Origin of the sequence: Halpernia humi, from assembly GCF_900108025.1 — a bacterium.
Classification (GTDB): domain Bacteria; phylum Bacteroidota; class Bacteroidia; order Flavobacteriales; family Weeksellaceae; genus Halpernia; species Halpernia humi.
The window spans coordinates 66,421-85,464 of record NZ_FNUS01000005.1; the positions used below are offsets into that span (position 1 = coordinate 66,421).

Here is a 19,044-nt window from a genome sequence, read left to right on the forward strand (position 1 = left end):
AACAAATAATTAAAACTATCCATACTTTAGAACGTATTTTGGGATAAAAAAGCGAAAATATTTTTTTTAAAATTATTAAAAATTATAGATAAATACCAGTTTTTAAGCCACGTTGATTGTGCTTTTTTAGAACGATTGAATCTGCCGACTTTTGCCTTAAAAATCTTGGGGTTTTATTGATTTTAAATTATTTTTTATTAACGAGATTATTGCATTTTGCAGTGCTGATTTCTGAAATCAATCACAATAAATTCGAATATTTTTTATGATTTTTTGCCCGTTTAATCCACTTTACAAATTCAAACCAAACCACGGATACAAAACCAGTGAAAACCGCAATAATTAATTGGGAAAACGCTAAAGTTTCAAACCCAAAAAATACTGTTATTGGTTTTACAAAAAGCATCAATGCGACAATGAAAACGGTAATTAAAATAATAAGCAAAACTAGATTATTTTTATATTTCAACGTTGTAAAAATTGAATAATAAAATGAACGATTAATTAGCGTGAGGAAAATATTAGCGGTGATTAAAACCGTAAAAACCATCGTTCTGGTAAGTGCTTCATCATAGTCATTTTGCACAGCATATTGGTAGATTAGTAATGTTCCGGCAGTAATAAGCAAACCTTGCAGAATACTTGTAGATAATTCCTTCCAGTTAAAAAAAGTACTGGACAACGCCTTTGGTTTCTGCTGCATCGTGTTTTTTTCCATCGGTTCATTTTCATAAATAATAGAGCAGGTTGGCCCCATAATGATTTCTAAAAAAATAATATGAATGGGCGAAAATATATTAGGATAAACCCAACCCAAAGCCAAAGGAATAAAAACCGTAAGAATAATAGGAATATGAATGGAAATAATATACTGAATGGCTTTCTTCAGATTGGTGTAAATTTTTCTGCCCATTGCGACTGCATCTACCATTTTAGACAAATCATCTTCTAGCAAAATTAATGATGCGGCTTGTTTGGCGATTTCAGTTCCTTTTTTACCCATTGCAATACCGATATGTGCGGCTTTGAGAGCAGGGCCATCATTTACGCCATCGCCAGTCATCGCAACGATTTGATTGTTGGCTTTTAAAGCATTGATGATTTTTAGTTTGGCTTCAGGAAACATTCTTGTAAAAATAGTATTTTTCATTACACTAATTTTCAAGTCGTTATCGTTAAGTTTCATTAACTCATCGCCAGTAATTGAGTTTTCGTAGTCTTTAAAATGTATTTGTCTGGCAATGGCTTCTGTGGTTTCAGAATTGTCTCCAGTAATGATTTTTACGGCAATACCTGCATCGTAAAAATCTTGCAAAACATTTTGGATATTCTTTTTCGGAGGATCGTAAAATGCCACAATCCCTTTAAAATGAAACGAAAATTCTTGCTGTTTTTCAGGGAAATTATTGCCTTCAAAATCTGAAATCCCCACAGCCAAGACGCGAAAACCGTCTTTTGCCAAAAGATTTATCGCTTTAGCAATTTGCAGTTTTTCAGTTTCTGTGAGTTTAGAAACAGTAATCAAAGCTTCTGGTGCGCCTTTGGCAGCAATCACTCTTTTTCCCAAATTATTTTCAAAAATATGCGTCATCATCGGTGGCTTTCCACCTAAAGGATATTCGTGAACAAGTTGGTAATTTGGTCGATCGTCTTTTGCAACACTATTTTGATAAGTTTGATGCAAAGCTATTTCCATTGGATCAAAAGGAATGGGTTCGCTTGCCCACATTGCCGCGGTGAGAAAGTCTTTTTCATCATCTGAAGATACTTCGGCAACATCAAATATTTTATTGGAAGACAGTAAAAACAGTTTTGCCACAGTCATTTTATTTTCTGTGAGCGTTCCAGTTTTGTCTGTGCAAATTACGGTGGCGCTTCCCAAGGTTTCAACGGTTTTCATTTGTTTCACCACGATCCCAAGTTTCATTAATCGCCACGCTCCCAGAGCCATAAATGTGGTAAATGCAACAGGAATTTCCTCTGGCAAAATACTCATTGCTAATGTAAGCGACTGCAAAAGGCTTTGCAATATTTCTTTAGAATTCCAATAATTAATGCCCCAAACAATGATAAAAACTACGGCACCAGTAATTGCCATTTTCTTCACAAAATTGGCAATCTGGTTTTCTAAAGGCGTTTTTTCTTCCTGAATACTTTCTAAACTGCTCCCGATTTTCCCCAATTTGGTTTCGTTGCCGATGGCAGTAATTGTAGCGACTGCCAAACCACTGGCAACCGTGGTACCGCTGTAAATAAAATGGTCTTCTTTAGTTTTATCTTTAAATAAAGAAAACGATTCACCCGTTAAAATAGATTCATTGACGGAAAAATCATTAGAATGGATGATGCTTCCGTCTGCCGTAATTAGTGTTCCCTCTTCCACCATCAGACTATCGCCAAGCACTAATTCTTCACTTTTAATTTCTATTACTTTACCATTTCGGATCACTTTGCACGTGGGCTGTGAAAGATTTTTTAGTTTTTCTAGCGCATTTCTGCTTCGGGAATATTGATAGAGAGAAATGGAAGTTTGGAAAACAATGGCAAAAGATAAAAAAATACCATCTCCTGTATTTCCGCTAATAAAATAAATAGAAGCCGCTACCAATAGCAAAATAAGCATCGGATCTTTTAAAATACGAATAACAGTATCAAAGAAAGAATTTTCTTTTTTGTAATTTAATTGATTTTTTCCAAACTTTTCCCTTGCCTTAATGACCTCATCATTTGATAAACCCTGGATGTCGAAATTTTGAATGGGCATTGTGGTATTCTTGTAAAAGTTTTCTTTTATGATTTTCTGAAAACCACCAAGGGAACTTTGGTATGAAATGAATATTCAGCAGCATTGCCCGCATAAAAAATATTTTCAAACCAATTTCTGTTTTGTTGCGTAAACATTACCAATATTGAGGGTTTTGCTTTTTTAACCGCTAATCTTATTGCTTCAATCAAATTATGATCTTGTTTTCTCTCACCAACATGCAGAGTTAAAGGGTAATCTGTTGTGTTCTGGATTTTCGTTTCTAATTTTTTTACGTCTTCTTGATTCAATTCTAGAGACGTAAAATTTAGCAATTCTATAGAAGCTTGTAATGGTTTTGCAAATGCGACAACTTTACCGATTTCATTTTCATAATCTTCGAGATCTGAAGCATATAAAATACTGCTTATTTCAGTTGCTTGATAATCGTGTGGCACTACAATAACGGGAACTTTAGATTGATTGATAAGGTTAGAAGTGATGGTGCCTAAAATTTTATTTAAAATGCCCGCTCCTCTTGCGCTGATGCAGATATAATTAAAGTTGTGGTTCTCTGCAAATTCTAAGACGCTGGATTCTGGCAAGGGACTTAATTCTACCGCGTACTGAACGTGTTTGGGTTTCAGATGAATAGCCTCATATATGTTTTCAACAAATTGTATCAATTTGGCATGCACTATTCTTTTTTGCTCATCTTGATATTCATTTTCGCTTAAAACATCCCATGCGGAGGGAATTTGCAGATGGTGAACGTTAAGAAAAGTCAATAAATAGTCATTTTGGGCAGCGAGTTGAATCGCAAACCGCAATCCGGATTTTGAATGATCCGAAAAATCTGTGGTAACGAGAATTTTTTCCATTTTATTAGAATTTGTATTGATTAATTGTGATATTTTCCAGAATTAAATAAAGGATAAATCATCTGTTTCTTATTATGGAAGTTTATCAAATCTAAAATTTAATATTAATCATAACCACTTTTTATAACGGTTAATATCATTTTGAATCTCTCATTGGCTTTTATAATGTTGGGCTTATGAGCAGGAATAATAATCGATTCACCAGTTTTTAAAACAAAAGTTGTTCCATCAATCACAAGTTCTGCTTTTCCTTCTATAATTTGCGCAAAAGTATCAAAAGGGGAAATCTTTTCGGTAAGTCCTTCCCCACTATCAAAAGAAATTACGCTAATATTGCCGGTAGATTTTTTTAAAATAGTTTTAATCACTACAGAATTGGGAATATATTCTATAATTTCTACGCTGATGTAGGTTTTTGCTTTTTCAAGTTCTGTAGTACTCATAATTGTTTAAGTGAAATAAAATTAAAAGATGTTTACTTCTAATTTTAATTTGATGGCGTGAAGAGTCATTTAAAATTAAATATCTTCAAGATTTTGTTTTCTTTTTTTTCCCAGTTGTTTATAGAAAGAAGGGCAAAGACCAGTTACTTTTTTAAATTGATTAGACAAATGCGCCACACTACTATAATTCAGTTTATAGGCGATTTGTGTAAGATTTAGTTCATCATAAAGCAGTAATTCTTTAGCCTTTTCTATTTTATGATTAATGATAAAATGTTGAATAGTAATGCCTTGCACTTCGGAAAATGTATTGGCGAGATAGGTATAATCATAGGCCAATTTTTCACTGATGTAATCGGAGTAGTTTTGTTTCGGGAGTTCATCTAAATAATGCACCATTTCTATGATGACATTTTTTATCTTTTCAATTAAGATGCTTTTTTTATCATCTAGCAACTGTAATCCTGATTTTAATAAAATTTCTGATAGCTGTATGCGTTGCTGCTCATTGATTTCTTCTAGCGTTTCTACCTGTCCTAATTCTATGCTCAAATATTTTATATTTAAACTATCCAAAGCGTCTTTTACTACCATTTTGCAACGCAGACTTACCATATATTTGATGTATAATTTCATAATTTCTATTAGATATTTGCATCATTTGATGGGTATTTAGAATCGTAAACGACTAACAAGGTAGTATTTTCTTGAGCGAAAATTAGAATAATAATTTCCTCATTACTCTCAAAGGTAGGTGTTTTTTAATGATATCTTGCACGATTCAGGTTTCTTTGTCTATTTTTATGTAATACCTTAATAATAAGACAAATAGAAGATAATAAATCCTTCTAAAACCTCCCTTTTTGAAACTTCTTTTTTATCAATAATAATTTGAAAAAAATTTTCGAAGCATTTTTAAACCAAAACTTTTCTCCTAAAGTTTAATGGCTACTGAGTTTACCCAAAATAGTTTGCAAAGCATTTTTCAGTTTCGCAATCGCTCCAGAAACCGCCTCCTCCAGTGTATCTGCTTGGTTGGAAACGGCAATTGGCTGCATCCCTTCTAGCCGTGCTTCTAAAAGACATTTGTGATCGTTAGAACCATCTTTTTTTCCATTTTCGTCAGAAATATGAACTTCTATTCTGGTAATTTGAGATTGAAACCGTTCTAATCCTTTTCTAATTTGGTCAGAAAAAAATTCTGCATTTCTTTCATTTCCATCAATGGTTTTATCGGTGTTGTATTGAATTTTCATTTTTTTATATTTTTAATGTTATACTTTAGCTTTTAAGTCACTTTCCTATGGTAGTAAAAATCAACTTTTACCTCCAGTTACGATTTCTCAAGCATTTTCGGCACTGTGTGTTTTGGAATATTCTTTTAAGATTTCAACTAAAGAATCATGGTATTCTTTCAAATTTTTTTTATTGATTGTTTTTTTATCAGTTCTTGAGAAATTTTCGGGCATTTCAGAAATATATTTTGATAATTCTGGAAATTGTTTCTGAATTTTCATAGTAACCTTCATTATTTCTTCTTCCCATTCATCCGTTGTTTTCATATTGATTGTATTTTAAATCTATAAAAATTAAAAGAAAATATTTTTAATATGTTTTTGTAAATCAGAATCTTATAATTAAAATTAACTTATTTCACCATTATAAATTTACAATCATTTTCTGGCATATATTTACAAATAGAAAAGATAGACTTACACCAATCACACCTATGCAATAATTGAACCCTTTAACGAAGCCAAAAGTTAAAAATGTGTGATATATGTAACATTTGTTTAGAAAAAAGTAACAGAAATAAACTAGAAATCGCAATCTTTGTAACATAAAGTATAAAAAAATACTGATTGTCGAATTTTACGAAAACGTAACGAAAATGTTTATGATCAACACAAATGATGAGAAAAAACCATGAACTTACTTCGCATTCAGTATAAAATCTCTAGAAAATAGCAAAATTATTTTCGAAAGATTTTAAAAAAATAGGTTACATCTGTAGCCTATTTTTATTTAATATAAAGAGTTTTTAGTATTGAAATTTATTGCTGTTTTATATAGATTATTTTTCAAAATGACCTCTTACAAAGGCTACCTGTTGGTTCTCTGTCATTTTATCTCCCGCTTCGATGTCAATTTTTATATCTTTAAAATGTAAATCTTCATTTAGAAAATTATGCAGTTCTGTTTTTGCATTTGTAGGCCCAAATAAAAGCACGTGATTGTATTCTAAAATCTCATCAGCAATTTTTTTATAAAATTCTTCGTGCATTTGCTGCCTTTTGTTGTGCATTGTTTTTTCACTATCTACCAAAGCGACTTCTTTGGTTTCAAAAGTGAATTCTGAATTTATAGAATGACTTTTTTTCTTAGCATTTAAGTCGATCAAATTGGCAATAGAATGATCCATCCAGATGCCTAAGTTTTTTGTTGTTTCCATTTTTTTTATTTTAAAATTTTAATTTCTGTTTTATCTTTCATCGAAAGATTTTTTAATAAAGACCTGAAAACCTGTCTCGGCCTCAAGTTTTTTAATGAATATGTGCTTTCTGTTGTCTTTTGGGAAAGGAACTACCGTGATAATGATGCCTTTGCCTTCTATCATAATTTCTTTAATTATTGGCGCATCTTTTTCCTGATTAAAAACTGATTTTGCTTTTTGATACATTAAACTTTGAAATTGATTACCATAATTAAACTTTTTATAATTTAAAGCCAGTGGAAGGATGATTCCGGAACCAACAATCACAATAATCAAAGTTCCCACATAAAAAAATTTTGTATTTTTTTTGTGATTTATACCCATAATAAAAAATACCAAAAGCGCTGAAAAAGTAATCCCAAAAAAATTGGTAGTAAAAAGCAAAAAACTTCCTGCTGCCAATATGTAGTAGCCTTGCTCAAGCATCATTCCGCAAGTACAAATCGGCGGAACTAAAGCCACAGCAATTGCAACACCAGACAAAACCGTAGAAAACTCACTGCGGTAATAGCCATACGCACCTGCTGCGCCAGCCAAAACAGAAATGCCAAGATCGCGAAAATCTGGCGATGTTCTAATGAGCATTTGCTGACTCGGCAGCATATCTGGAAGCGTTAAACCAATGATGTAGGAAATGAGCAAAGAGCCAAATGTTCCCAAAATAATAATGCCCAACATTCTGAAAGACTGTATTCTCCAGTTTAATGCAATTGCACCACCAAAAGCAATAATTGGTTGTCCTAAAGGTGCAATAATCATCGCGCCAATAATGGTTGCAGAGGAATCTTCAGATAGCCCTAAACACCCAATACTTACGCTTAAAAATAGCATCAAAGCGAATGAAACCTGCCAATTCTTTTTATAATGAAAAAAAAGACTGTTAAAAACAGAAGTTCTATCACTAACCGGAATATCTTGTGAAAAGAAATTCTTTTCTATATAAACATCTTTTTCGTTAGGATCGGTTTGCACAATAACTTATTTAATGATTTTACTCGTATCTAAAATAACTTCCTCTAACGTTCGAAAGATTTCCGCATTTAGCAAGCTTTAAAGCGTTTTTAAATTCTACTTTTAAGTAAATATGCATATATTTTCTTGATCGTTTCCTTTTTCGATTTTCTTCTGTAATTATGATTATAATTTAATAGAATTATTGCAGAGAAGGGAATTTGGAGAATTTTTTGAAGATCTATATTATTTCATTTGTAAGGAATTTAAACGAAGTTGAATTGCCACAATATTGTAAAGTTACATCTAATTGTATTTCAATTACTTACAAATAAATCTCAAAAACTTACACCTATCACACCTATATATTTTTTATAGAAAGAAAAACGATTTCTCAATTAATTATTAATACAATTCCTAGTGTTTGCAAATTTGAAGAAAGAAAGAACTTCAAAAAAGAGTTTAAAATTCAAAATTTTTAAATTTTAAAATGAGATTAAAACTGTTGTTGTTTTAAGATAATTATTGAAAATAACATTTTTACTTCATAAACCACATTTCAAAACGGCTTCCATTTTCTAGAGGTTTGTAATTAAGATAGCCTTTATGCGCTTCCATAATACTTTTACTTAGCGTTAATCCAATTCCGGAACCACTGATTCTTGTGGTAAAAAAGGGAAGAAAAATCTTATCTTTAATCTCCTTTTGAACGCCAATTCCACTATCTTCAATACTTAAAACAATGCGGTTATTTAGATTTTTCACTTCTGTTTTAAGGATTTTTTCTTGGGTATCGGCTACTGCATAAATTGCATTCAAATATAAATTGATAATACACCGTTCAATCATCTTTTTATCAGCAAAAACGGTATGATCTTCTGCGGAAAAAGTAACGGTAATTCCATTTTTCTCAAATTCCTGTTTTAGGAAATTAATCGCAGATTCAACGATGTTTTTTAATGAAATCGTTTCAAAAACTGGCTTTGGCAATTCCGCAACTTGCCGATAATCATCCACAAAATTAAGTAATTGCTTTGATTTTGAATTTATAATCATCAAACTTTCCTTCATTTCCTGCTGGTCTTCGCTGCTCACAACTTCCTGATTGGCAATATATTCTAAATTTTGAATCAAACTATTTACTGGTGTTAAAGTATTTAGAAGTTCGTGAGAAATTACTTTCATCAAATTATTCCAGGCAAGTTTTTCTTTTTGCTCAATGATTTTTTGCACAGATTCTAAACTGATAATGCAAAAGCGATTTTTAATATTCTCTACCTTTTTTGTCCTTAAAGAAAAAGATTGCTTTGCATTTTCATTGATTGAAATATCAAAAAAATCTTGTGAATTTTCATAATTCGTTTGCTGAATAATTTTAAAGAAATCTGGCGTTTTAGTTTCATATAAATTCCAAGAATTATATTTCGGAATTTGAAGGGTTTCCAAAAAATTTGGATTCACGTAAAAAACTTTCCAGTCCTTATTTTTTTTGATTAAAATCATCATTCCAATTTCCAGTTCATTGAGGATTTCTTCATACAGTAATTTGTAGGAAGACAATGAAAGATGCTCTTCTTTGCTTTGATAATAGAGTTTAACTGCATTATCAATTAAACTATTTTGTTCGGTTTTGGGGAAAAGGGAAAAGTCTTTTTTCTGAATGGAAAGTAATATTTTATCGCTTTTCTGTAGCGCTGAAATTGCAGAAAAATGAGCAGAAAAGATGCAAAAAATTCCTAATAAAGAAAACAAACCGAAATTGATCCATTTGCCTTCAGAAAAAAATCCAAAGGCCAAAATCCCGCAAAAAATTGCAAGAAGAATAAATAGGAACCAAATATAATTTCCAATTTTCATTTACAATTCAAATTTTTCCAATCTTCTGTAAAGTGCTGCTCTAGATAAACCCAGTTCTTCTGCCGCGAGAGAAATATTGCCTTTGTGTTTTTTCAATGCTTTTTTAACGAAAACCTCTTCCATTTTTTCAATATTTAGACTCATGTTTTGTTGGTCTATCTCTTCATCGTGAGGCATCAATAATTTCAACTGGTTTTCACTGGCAAGAATCACGCTTCTTTCTATGCAATGATCGAGTTCCCGAATATTTCCTGGCCAAGAATAAGAAATCAGTTGTTGGCTGAGGTTTTCATTAAGTTCCAATTCTGGTTTATGGTATTTTTGGGTGTATTTGGCTAAAAAATATTTGGCTAAAGTTGGAATATCTTCTACGCGGTTTCTTAAATTTGGAATTTCAATTTCCACCGTATTAATTCTATAATAAAGGTCTTTGCGAAATCTATTTTCTTCAACTGCTTTCTGAAGGTTTTCATTGGTAGCGAAAATAAATCTTACATCTAATAATCGTTCTTTGGTTTCCCCAAGGCGGGATAATTTTCGATTTTGAATTAAACTCAATAACTTAGTCTGAAGATGAAGTGGAAGATTCCCAATTTCATCTAAAAATACAGTTCCATTTTCGGCATTTTCAATTTTTCCGGCGTAATCTTGTTGTGCATCTGTAAAAGCGCCTTTTTTGTATCCAAACAATTCTGCCTCAAATAAATTCTCCGAAAGACTTCCCAAATCAATATGGACAAACGGTTGATTTTTTCTTTCCGACAATTCATGAATATATTCTGCCAAAACAAATTTTCCCGTGCCATTTTCCCCTAATAATAAAACATTGGCATCAGTTGGCGCCACTTTTTTTATTAAATTCATCACTTCTTTCATTGCTGGCGATTGGGTTTCTAACTGGTACTGATTTTTTTTAGCCGTAATATTTTCCCACTGTTTCAGTTTTTTGTTTTTCCGGGAAATATCCACCGCAAGATTTACAGACGCATACAATTTTTCATTATCCCAAGGTTTCAGAATAAAATCTGAGGCACCATTTTTCAATGCTTCAACAGCCAGTTCTACTTCGCCGTAAGCAGTCATCAAGATAATCGGAAGTTGTGGTTCAAGGATTTTGATTTCATTCATCCAATAGATTCCGTCTTGTCCGCTTTCAAAACCTTTTCGGAAATTCATATCTAAGAGAATTGCGTCAACTTGATTTTCTGCTAAAAACTTTAGAATATTTTTTGGCTGATTGAGACAACTCACTTGCGAAAAAAACTTTTTAAGCCAAACTCTCGCTGAAAACAAAATATCTTCATCATCATCTACAATTAAAACGTGGGCTTCTTTTTTTCTCATTTTTAATATTTAAAATTTTATCTCCCAAAATTGAAAGTCATTTAGTCTTTTTGAATGACGAAAATAATCGTTTTTGATATTTCTGGATTTCTCAAATTGTTCGATTTCGTACAAAAACTGTCCGAAAATGAACAATTTTAAATTTTATAAATTTATTTTTACGCACGTTTTCAAACAGTTACAAAGGTATAAATTCGTGGCACTTGTATTGTGTATTGTTCTGTAATTAAATTAGTTATCGTAAAATATGGATACGAAAATAGTAAAAAAGAAATCGAAATTCAAATTAGTTTTAATAGTTGTTATTTCAGTATTTGCAGCAGTAACTTTTGGTTGGTATTTCCTTAATCAAAAAAAGACTTACAATGTAAAATTAGAAGACATAAGCATTGATCAAGTGACGAAAGGAACATTTGAAGATATGTTGATGGTGACGGCGCAAACACAATCTCTAAATTCTTCTATGGTAAATGTTGTGGAAGGCGGCGCGGTAAAAGAAATTTTTGCAGAAGACGGACAAATGGTTCAAAAAGGTCAACCTATTGCGAGAGTTTATAATCCTAATACTGAATTTAATTATCTGAATCAGGAAACCGGAATTATGCAGCAAATCAGCCAAATGAGAAATTCACTTTTAGAATTAAAGAATCAGGAATTTAATCAGGATAAAGAATTATTACAGGCTCAAAATGATTATAACACGGCTTTGCAGGCTTTTAATCTTCAGAAAAGATTATACGAAGCAGAAATCGGAAAAAAAACAGATTATGATATGAGTTTGCAAAATCTCAATTATCAAAAACAAAGAAAACAAATTGTAGAAAAAGGTGCAAAAAGCGAGAAGGCATCTAGAGATTCCCAATTTTCTGCCATTAATACTTCTATTAAGCAAATGGAGAAAAGTTTGAGTATTTTACGTTCCAATAAAAATAATTTTCTCATTATGGCACCAGTTTCTGGGAGATTATCATCTTTCAACATTTCCTTAGGACAAAATCTCACAAGCGGAGAAAGTATCGGGAAAGTAGATTTAATGGACGGTTATAAACTAATTGCAAAAGTAGATGAATATTATATCAACAAACTGCAGGTTGGCATAAAAGGCAGTTTGGAAAGTAATTCTAAACAATTTGAAGTCATTATTTCAAAAATATTACCAGAAGTAAAAGAGGGACAATTTTCTATAGAATTAACTTTCACCGATGCAAAACCAGAGAATTTAAAAATCGGAATGACTTTCGGAGTGAAATTAAAACTTTCTGCCGACACGCAAAGCATGATGATTCCTAAAGGCAATTTCTACAAAGACACGAACGGAAAATGGATTTTTGTAGTAAAAGGTAATAAGGCAGAAAAACGAGACATCACACTAGGAAGAGAAAATCCATTGTTTTACGAAGTTGTTTCTGGTTTGAAACAAGGCGAAAAAATTATTACTTCTGATTATTCAGAAATCAAGAAATATGAAATTCTTGATATTAAAAAATAAACATTAACAAATATTGCATATCTAAAAAAACAAAAATGATAACAATCACAAATCTCTCAAAAGTTTATAAAACAGAAGACGTACAAACCAATGCGCTCAATGAAGTAAGCTTAAACATCAAAAAAGGCGACTTTGTCGCAATAATGGGACCTTCAGGCTGTGGAAAATCTACTTTTCTTAATATTTTAGGATTATTAGACAGCGCCACTTCAGGTTCATACAAGTTCGAAGAAACGGAAACAATAGGTCTTAATGAAAGAAAAAAATCAGACATCAGAAAGAAAAATATTGGCTTTATTTTCCAGAACTTTAACCTAATTGATGAGCTGACAGTTTTTGAAAACATAGAATTACCATTGATTTATAACGGTATTGCATCTTCCGAAAGAAAGCAAAGAGTTGAAGAAATTATGGAGAAAATTAACATTGCACATCGCGCAAAGCATTATCCACAGCAACTTTCTGGCGGGCAGCAACAAAGAGCAGCTGTTGCGAGAGCCTTGGTTACAAGACCAAAATTAATCCTTGCCGATGAACCTACGGGAAATCTTGACAGCACCAACGGAAATGAAGTAATGAATCTTTTGGCAGAACTTCACCGCGAAGGTTCCACAATTGTAATGGTTACGCACTCTTCTTATGACGCCGGCTACGCATCTAAAATTGTAACAATGAAAGATGGGGAAATATTTTCGGAAACGCATTCTGAGCAAAGAAAAGACATTTTCGAAAAAGCAGATTCTAAGAATTTTGAATAATTAAATTCAGTAAAAGAACATTCATTCAGTTATTTTATTTGTTCTCAGAGATTTGGATGATTTCTTTTCTCTGAGGTTTTTAAATCATTGATCAATCATAAATTAATTATTATGTTAAAAAATTGGCTAAAAATCGCCTTTATTAATTATAAGAAAAACTGGCTTTCAACCTTTATTAATCTTTTTGGATTAACCATAGGACTAACCGGTTTTATGCTCATTCTTATGCATTGGAATGACGAAGAATCCTATGAAAAATGGAATCCGAAGAAAGATAATATTTACGCTTTCCAGACCCAGAACAAAGCGGAAAATACTTATGGAAACAATATTTCTTACCCGATGGCGGAACGTGCTGCAAAGGTAATTCCAGAAATTAAAGATTATGTTTTGTTCAACGGTTATGGATTAGGTTTCAAAATGACCACGAAAAACAAAACTTTTTATCAACAAAAAGGGATGTCTGCTTCAGAAAGCTTTTTCAACTTCTTTCCTTTCAAGTTAGTTTCTGGAAGTTATAAAAACGCATTGAAGGGTGAAAAGGTAATTGCTCTTTCTACAAACGCTGCCATAAATCTTTTCGGAAAAACCAATGTAGCCGGTGAAAGCATCAAAATTGACGACAAAGATTTTATTGTAACAGCAGTTTATGAATTGCCAAAAGAAAACAGCCAGATAAAACCCGAATTTGTTATCACACCTTTTGAACAGATGAAAAATGATAAGGAGCAATGGGGAAATTTTAATTACGGATGCTTTTTTATGCTAAAACCAGGAACAGATCTTTCGACTTTGCAGCAAAAATTTTATAATGATATTTTTCTTTACAGAGCAAAAAAAGAAGCACATGGAAGTGGTGTAACTCCACAAAAATATTTGGAATTGTACGGCCCAACTGGCAGTTTATTTACCCCAATTGATCAAATAAAACTTCACGCCAAGGCATCTTGGTTCGGCGTTGGAGATTTTAAAACGATAATGATTCTTTTCGCACTTTCAGTTTTGATTGTTATTTTGTCTGCCATTAATTTTATTAATCTAAAAACAGCACAATCTTCCCAGCGTGCGAAAGAAATTGGGGTAAGAAAAGCGATTGGAAGCAAAAAATCAAATCTTGTACTTCAGTTTTTATTAGAAACTTTTGTGATTTGTTTTGCATCATATCTACTTTCTTTGGCTTTGACCGAACTTCTTTTGCCTAGTTTTAATAAATTCTTTGGAAAGGAAATACAAATGAATGACTGGCATATTTACTTTTATTCATTTTCGATGGTAATAATGGTAACCTTAATCTCAGGATTGATTCCCGCAACGTATCTATCCAACTTCAAAGCGATAGAAACTTTGAAGGGAAATTTCGCCAGAAGCAAACATGGAATCTGGCTTAGAAACGGGATTCTAACCTTACAATTGATCATTTCTTCCTTCTTTATAATCGGTGGACTAATCGTTAATCAGCAAGTAAAATATATGATGAACAAAGACCTCGGCTACAATGGAAAACAAGTTTTACTAATTAATTTCAGTGAAAATAGTAAAAAGCCTTGGTTAAAATATGAACGACTCAAAAATGAGATAAGAAAAATACAAGGTGTTGCAGATGTTTCCTACGGAGAAGCGGTGCCTGGAAGCGGCAGATACAGCAATTCTAATATGGATTTTATGGACAAAAGTATCTTCGCTCAACACGGCTCTATGGATTATAATTACCTTCAATTTATGGATGTTAAGTTGAAAAAAGGACGGTGGCTAAACCCAAATCTTGCTTCAGACACAATCAATAATGTATTGGTAAACGAGGCTTTTGTGAATAAATTTGGATGGACTGATGATCAAGCTTTTAAAAACGATTTCCGACCGGGATTTGACAATAAACCCTATCATATTGTAGGTATCGTAAAAAATTTCAATATTTTAAATCCACGTGATGCAGTAGAACCTATTGTGTTTTTTCACTACAGAGAAACCGATTGGAAACGCTTTAATGTATATAATATTCAAATAAAAATAAAACCCGATGATATAGACGGAACGGTGAAAAGACTGAAAACTTACTGGCAGAATAATGTAGAACCAGGTTATCCTTTTGATTATTATTTTATTGATAAAAAATTTGCAGAAAGTTTTGTTAAATATCAAAAACAGCAGACCTTATTTACAATCCTGAATGCCATGGTTTTAATTGTAGCGTTGCTCGGACTTTTTGCCCTGTCTTCTTTAATGATTGAGCAGAAACTGAAAGATGTTGCCATCAGAAAAACTTTGGGCGCATCAGACAAAACATTGATTTTTGGCTTGACGAAACAATTTCTCTGGATTACCTTAATCGCAGTTGTTATCAGTATTCCTATCAGTTATTATCTGATGAATGAATGGCTGAAGGATTTTGCATACAGAATAGATATGCCGGTTTGGCCTTTTGTATTAAGCCTTTTCAGTTTACTTCTTTTAACATTTTTAGTGGTAAGCATTAAAGCCTTTCAAGCCACAAAAGTAAATATGGTAAAATATCTAAAATATGAATAATTCTGTTTTTCGCAATTGTTTATAATCTGATAAAAAATTAATTAAGCCAAAAATAGCCAATTACAACTAACTATGAAAAATCTATTTTTTATATTGTTTATCAACCTTCTTTCGGCGCAGCAAAGTTGGACACTGAAGCAATGTTTGGATTATGCCTCTACTCATCATCCATTAATAATGCAAGCGACGGTAAATATTCAGAAAAACGACCGTCAGATTTCTGCGGCAAAAGGAATGCTTTTGCCGTCTGTGGAAGCTGGCGTGAATCATAATTATAGTTTCGGATCTTCCATTGACCAAACCACCAATCAAAGAGGCGCTCTTAATACCCAATTTGATCAGGTTTATGCGCAAGCCAATTGGGAAATTGTGAACTGGCGGAATTTCCTCAATATTTCCTTGTCTAAAATAAATAAGGAAAGTTCAACTTTTAAATTAAAACAGGCACAAAATGAAGTTAAATTAAAGGTAATTGAGACTTTTTTTAATTATCAAAATAGCAAGAGTTGGCTAGATGTTTTGCAAACGCAACTCTCTGGGATTGAAAATCAAATTAAACAAACTGAAAAAGAAGTTGAAATAGGAAATCGGCCAAAAAGCGATGTTTATGACATCAAAGCCAATCTTGGGACTTTGCAAGAACAATGGGTTTCTGCAAAAAATGCGCGCGACATTTCTAAAATAAATCTGCTAAATGCTATAGCCATTACAAAAGACACTTTAGAATTTCAAATGCCTGAGGAAAATCTCGCAGATTCAGATTTTAATAATCCGGAATTTATAAAGAATCTTATTGAAAAAAATCCGGCATACAAAACAAGTTTAGCAGAATTAAAAGCAAATGAAAAAAATATCAGTATCGCCAAATCTGCCTATTTACCAACACTTTTTGGTTCCTACACCATTTCAAGTTTCTACAGCAAAACTTTAGGCAAACCAGCAGATCAATTTTCTGAACAGTTCAAAAGAAACAAAAGCCAGCAAGTTGGTTTTGGTTTAAACATTCCCATTTTTAATAAATTTCAGGTTAAAAATAATGTGGAAATTGCCAAACTAAACGTCATTAATTCTAATTATGAGCAGCAAATTATCGTCAATGATTTAACGAAAACTTTCAATTCTATCAAAACGCAGTATCAAAATGCCGAAGAAAAATACAATTTACTGCAAGGGAATTTTGAAAATCAGAAATTATCTTTTGAAAAGTCTGAAGAAAAATACAAGGAAGGATTGATGGATGCCTACACTTTTTTTGTGGTCAGAAATAATTTTCTGCAAGCCAATTATAATTTAATTTTAAGTAAAAACGATGTGATGCTGCAAAATGAATTATTAAAAATTTTAAATACTGATTTAGAGCCTGTTTAAATTTATAATTTATTTTTACCATTAAGGAATTAAGCCATTTTCGCTTAAAAAACTTAATAAAAATCAATTTATTGATTGCTTAATCAGAATAAACTTAACTCACTGAAATTCTTAATGTTAAATTTAAGAATAAACAGAGTTTATTTTAATTTAGAAAATTAAGAAAAGGCTATAAAAAATTTATTGAATGAAATTTAAACAGGCTCTAAATCTTTCTCTTTTTGACGGAAAAGTAGGCTAAATTAGAAATAAATGAATACTGGAAAAATTGGTGCCAGTTCATATTTCGAGCAAATTTAAAGTGTGCAAAATTGTTGCAAAAAATGAAATTTATTTAAATAGATATTCTGTTAATCTTAAATTTCCAAATTTGGTTAAAAAGTCTTGTTCAACCGCCCATTTTAAATCTCTACTTGCTGTTGGTGCAGATATATTTTTAAAACTTTGCAAATAATCTTTTCTACTAAATTTATTCTTGCCTATTTTGGCTGCAAATAAGCGTATTCTATCTTCTGTATGAAGTGTTACTGATTGCGATTGTAAATGTTCGTCCAATGACGCTGAAATGATTTCCAACATAAACTCAATAAAAGGTGTTGAGTTTCCTTTTTTGTCGGACTCGGATAACTTATTGTAATAATCGCTTTGTTTTTTCTTTATTAATGATTCAACAGGTAAATATTCAAAAACGGGATATTGTTGCATTAGAATTAATGTTTGCCACAACCTGCCCATTCTTCCATTTCCGTCTAAAAATGGGTGGATAAATTCAAATTCATAATGAAACACACAACTTTTGATTAGGATTAAATCTTTGTCTTTTTTTAGATACTCAAAAAGTTCTTTCATTAATCCGTTTACCATTGTTCCGCTTGGTGAAATGTGTTCTACTTTTGAACCTTTTACAATTCCAACATTGGTAGTCCTTAATTTTCCTGCGTTGTCAATCAATCCATTCATCAAAATTGCGTGTGCTTTTTCTAAATCCTTTAATTGGAAAGGATTGAATGTATTAAGTTGTTCATATACTTTTATAGCATTTTGAACTTCTAGAATATCTTTTTGAGGTGCTAAAACTCTTTTGTTTTCTAATAAAGCCGTGATTTGTTCTTCGGTCAATGTATTGCCCTCAATTTCTAAAGAGGATTGAATGGTTTTGATTCGGTTTTTCTTCCGTAATTCGGTAGCGGGTTTATATAAATGAGTAGCGTTAATTTCTCCTATCTTTTCTGAAATAGAAGCAACTAATGCTACAATTTTTTCTGTAATGATATAAGGTGGTTTCACTTATGATAGTATCATTTGATATTATCAAAGGTATGAAAAAATTTCACTTCCCGATACAGAATCTAAAGAAGCTTCTATTAATAGTGGTTTACGATAATCAAGGTGTACAAAAGTGGTACAGATATTTAATATTTTTATATTCGAATAAATTCTGTTTTTATTTTTTTAATGAATGTATATTTATCTTAAAATAATTTATACGTCGAATGAAGTTTAGGAAAATCCTGAATTAAAAAAGATACCAAACTTTTCTTTGACAAAATAAACCAGCATCGAATACAGAATAACCAAAATTATTCTTGTGGAAAAGCGTGTGTTTAAATAAAAAAATAGGAGTTAAAACCCTGACGTTTTTAGATTTCTGAATATTTTGTTTTTATGTAAAATAATTTTCCGAAAAAAATCAAAATTTTTAACCAAAAATAAGCAATTCGAATTTTCGAACTGCTTTTCAAAGAAATTATAGTTATTTGTAATGCCTATTAATATTGCGTTTAATGAAAAATTAGAAAAGAATTTTAAAATTATTGGCTATTAGACGGAGCCAGGCTTTAGTGCTTTTAGTAACTGGCGAAAATTTGCGTGTTATTCTGGGATTGCGCCTTTTGAATATTCATCGGGTTCTTCCATAAGAGGAAAAACAAAAGTGAGCCATTTTGCGGATAAAAAAATGAAATCTCTTTTGCATTTAGTGGTGCTGAATGCTATAAAATACGATGCTGAAATAAAAGACTACTACAACAGAAAAAAAGCGGAAGGAAAGCATACGCTTTTGGTATTCAACAACATAAAATGCAAAATTGTAAGTCGCGCATTTGCTGTAATCAATAGAAATACGCCGTTTGTGAATACCTACAAATTTGCATCCTAAATTTTAACAGTTTTTATTTGTTTTTTGTCATA

Annotated in this window: 15 protein-coding genes and 1 pseudogene; 5 read left to right on the top strand and 11 right to left on the bottom strand. The window is 31.7% G+C overall.

Annotated features, from left to right (window positions below; all coding sequences use genetic code 11):
* Positions 1 to 241: 241 nt before the first annotated feature.
* From C4S29_RS10290 to C4S29_RS10335, 10 genes are all read right to left on the bottom strand, one after another.
* Positions 242 to 2,764 (bottom strand): cation-translocating P-type ATPase, encoded by a 2,523-nt coding sequence (locus C4S29_RS10290; RefSeq protein ID WP_103914006.1) that lies wholly within the window; start codon positions 2,762 to 2,764, stop codon positions 242 to 244.
* 26 nt (positions 2,765 to 2,790) lie between these two features.
* Complete coding sequence (locus tag C4S29_RS10295; protein ID WP_103914007.1) at positions 2,791 to 3,624, bottom strand: universal stress protein; 834 nt, start codon at positions 3,622 to 3,624, stop codon at positions 2,791 to 2,793.
* Positions 3,625 to 3,728: 104 nt separating this feature from the next.
* Entirely contained in the window at positions 3,729 to 4,067 is a 339-nt protein-coding gene (locus tag C4S29_RS10300; protein ID WP_103914008.1) for a cupin domain-containing protein, read from the bottom strand.
* A gap of 75 nt (positions 4,068 to 4,142) precedes the next feature.
* The gene (locus C4S29_RS10305; protein ID WP_221405532.1) at positions 4,143 to 4,703 is read right to left on the bottom strand and encodes a helix-turn-helix domain-containing protein; all 561 of its coding nucleotides are present in this window, start codon (positions 4,701 to 4,703) and stop codon (positions 4,143 to 4,145) included.
* A gap of 305 nt (positions 4,704 to 5,008) precedes the next feature.
* Positions 5,009 to 5,323 (bottom strand): HPF/RaiA family ribosome-associated protein, encoded by a 315-nt coding sequence (locus C4S29_RS10310; protein ID WP_103914010.1) that lies wholly within the window; start codon positions 5,321 to 5,323, stop codon positions 5,009 to 5,011.
* An 87-nt stretch (positions 5,324 to 5,410) separates the two neighbouring features.
* Positions 5,411 to 5,629 carry a hypothetical protein gene (locus C4S29_RS10315; protein ID WP_103914011.1) on the bottom strand — a complete coding sequence of 73 codons (219 nt, stop codon included), beginning with the start codon at positions 5,627 to 5,629 and terminating at the stop codon, positions 5,411 to 5,413.
* A 512-nt stretch (positions 5,630 to 6,141) separates the two neighbouring features.
* Positions 6,142 to 6,519: a hypothetical protein gene (locus tag C4S29_RS10320; RefSeq protein ID WP_103914012.1), complete on the bottom strand. Its 378-nt coding sequence runs from the start codon at positions 6,517 to 6,519 to the stop codon at positions 6,142 to 6,144.
* A 30-nt stretch (positions 6,520 to 6,549) separates the two neighbouring features.
* Positions 6,550 to 7,533, bottom strand: a complete 984-nt coding sequence (locus tag C4S29_RS10325) for a DUF389 domain-containing protein (RefSeq protein WP_103914013.1) — start codon at positions 7,531 to 7,533, stop codon at positions 6,550 to 6,552.
* A 519-nt stretch (positions 7,534 to 8,052) separates the two neighbouring features.
* Entirely contained in the window at positions 8,053 to 9,369 is a 1,317-nt protein-coding gene (locus C4S29_RS10330; protein WP_103914014.1) for a sensor histidine kinase, read from the bottom strand.
* Complete coding sequence (locus tag C4S29_RS10335; protein WP_103914015.1) at positions 9,370 to 10,713, bottom strand: sigma-54-dependent transcriptional regulator; 1,344 nt, start codon at positions 10,711 to 10,713, stop codon at positions 9,370 to 9,372.
* 247 nt (positions 10,714 to 10,960) lie between these two features.
* On the opposite strand from C4S29_RS10335, the gene C4S29_RS10340 reads away from it, so the two are divergent.
* The 4 genes from C4S29_RS10340 to C4S29_RS10355 all read left to right on the top strand — a co-directional run bounded on the left by C4S29_RS10340 (position 10,961) and on the right by C4S29_RS10355 (position 16,854).
* On the top strand, positions 10,961 to 12,202 hold the full coding sequence (locus tag C4S29_RS10340; RefSeq protein ID WP_103914016.1) for an efflux RND transporter periplasmic adaptor subunit: 1,242 nt from the start codon (positions 10,961 to 10,963) through the stop codon (positions 12,200 to 12,202).
* 35 nt (positions 12,203 to 12,237) lie between these two features.
* Entirely contained in the window at positions 12,238 to 12,960 is a 723-nt protein-coding gene (locus C4S29_RS10345) for an ABC transporter ATP-binding protein (protein ID WP_103914017.1), read from the top strand.
* Positions 12,961 to 13,071: 111 nt separating this feature from the next.
* Entirely contained in the window at positions 13,072 to 15,486 is a 2,415-nt protein-coding gene (locus C4S29_RS10350; RefSeq protein WP_103914018.1) for an ABC transporter permease, read from the top strand.
* A 72-nt stretch (positions 15,487 to 15,558) separates the two neighbouring features.
* On the top strand, positions 15,559 to 16,854 hold the full coding sequence (locus C4S29_RS10355; protein WP_103914019.1) for a TolC family protein: 1,296 nt from the start codon (positions 15,559 to 15,561) through the stop codon (positions 16,852 to 16,854).
* Between the two features lie 330 nt (positions 16,855 to 17,184).
* On the opposite strand, the gene C4S29_RS10360 is transcribed toward C4S29_RS10355, so the two are convergent.
* Positions 17,185 to 18,141: a Fic family protein gene (locus C4S29_RS10360; protein WP_103914020.1), complete on the bottom strand. Its 957-nt coding sequence runs from the start codon at positions 18,139 to 18,141 to the stop codon at positions 17,185 to 17,187.
* Positions 18,142 to 18,703: 562 nt separating this feature from the next.
* Here C4S29_RS10360 and C4S29_RS10365 point away from each other — a divergent pair.
* Positions 18,704 to 19,012 (top strand): annotated as a pseudogene (locus tag C4S29_RS10365) (transposase); the annotation flags it as partial.
* Between the last annotated feature and the right edge of the window lie 32 nt (positions 19,013 to 19,044).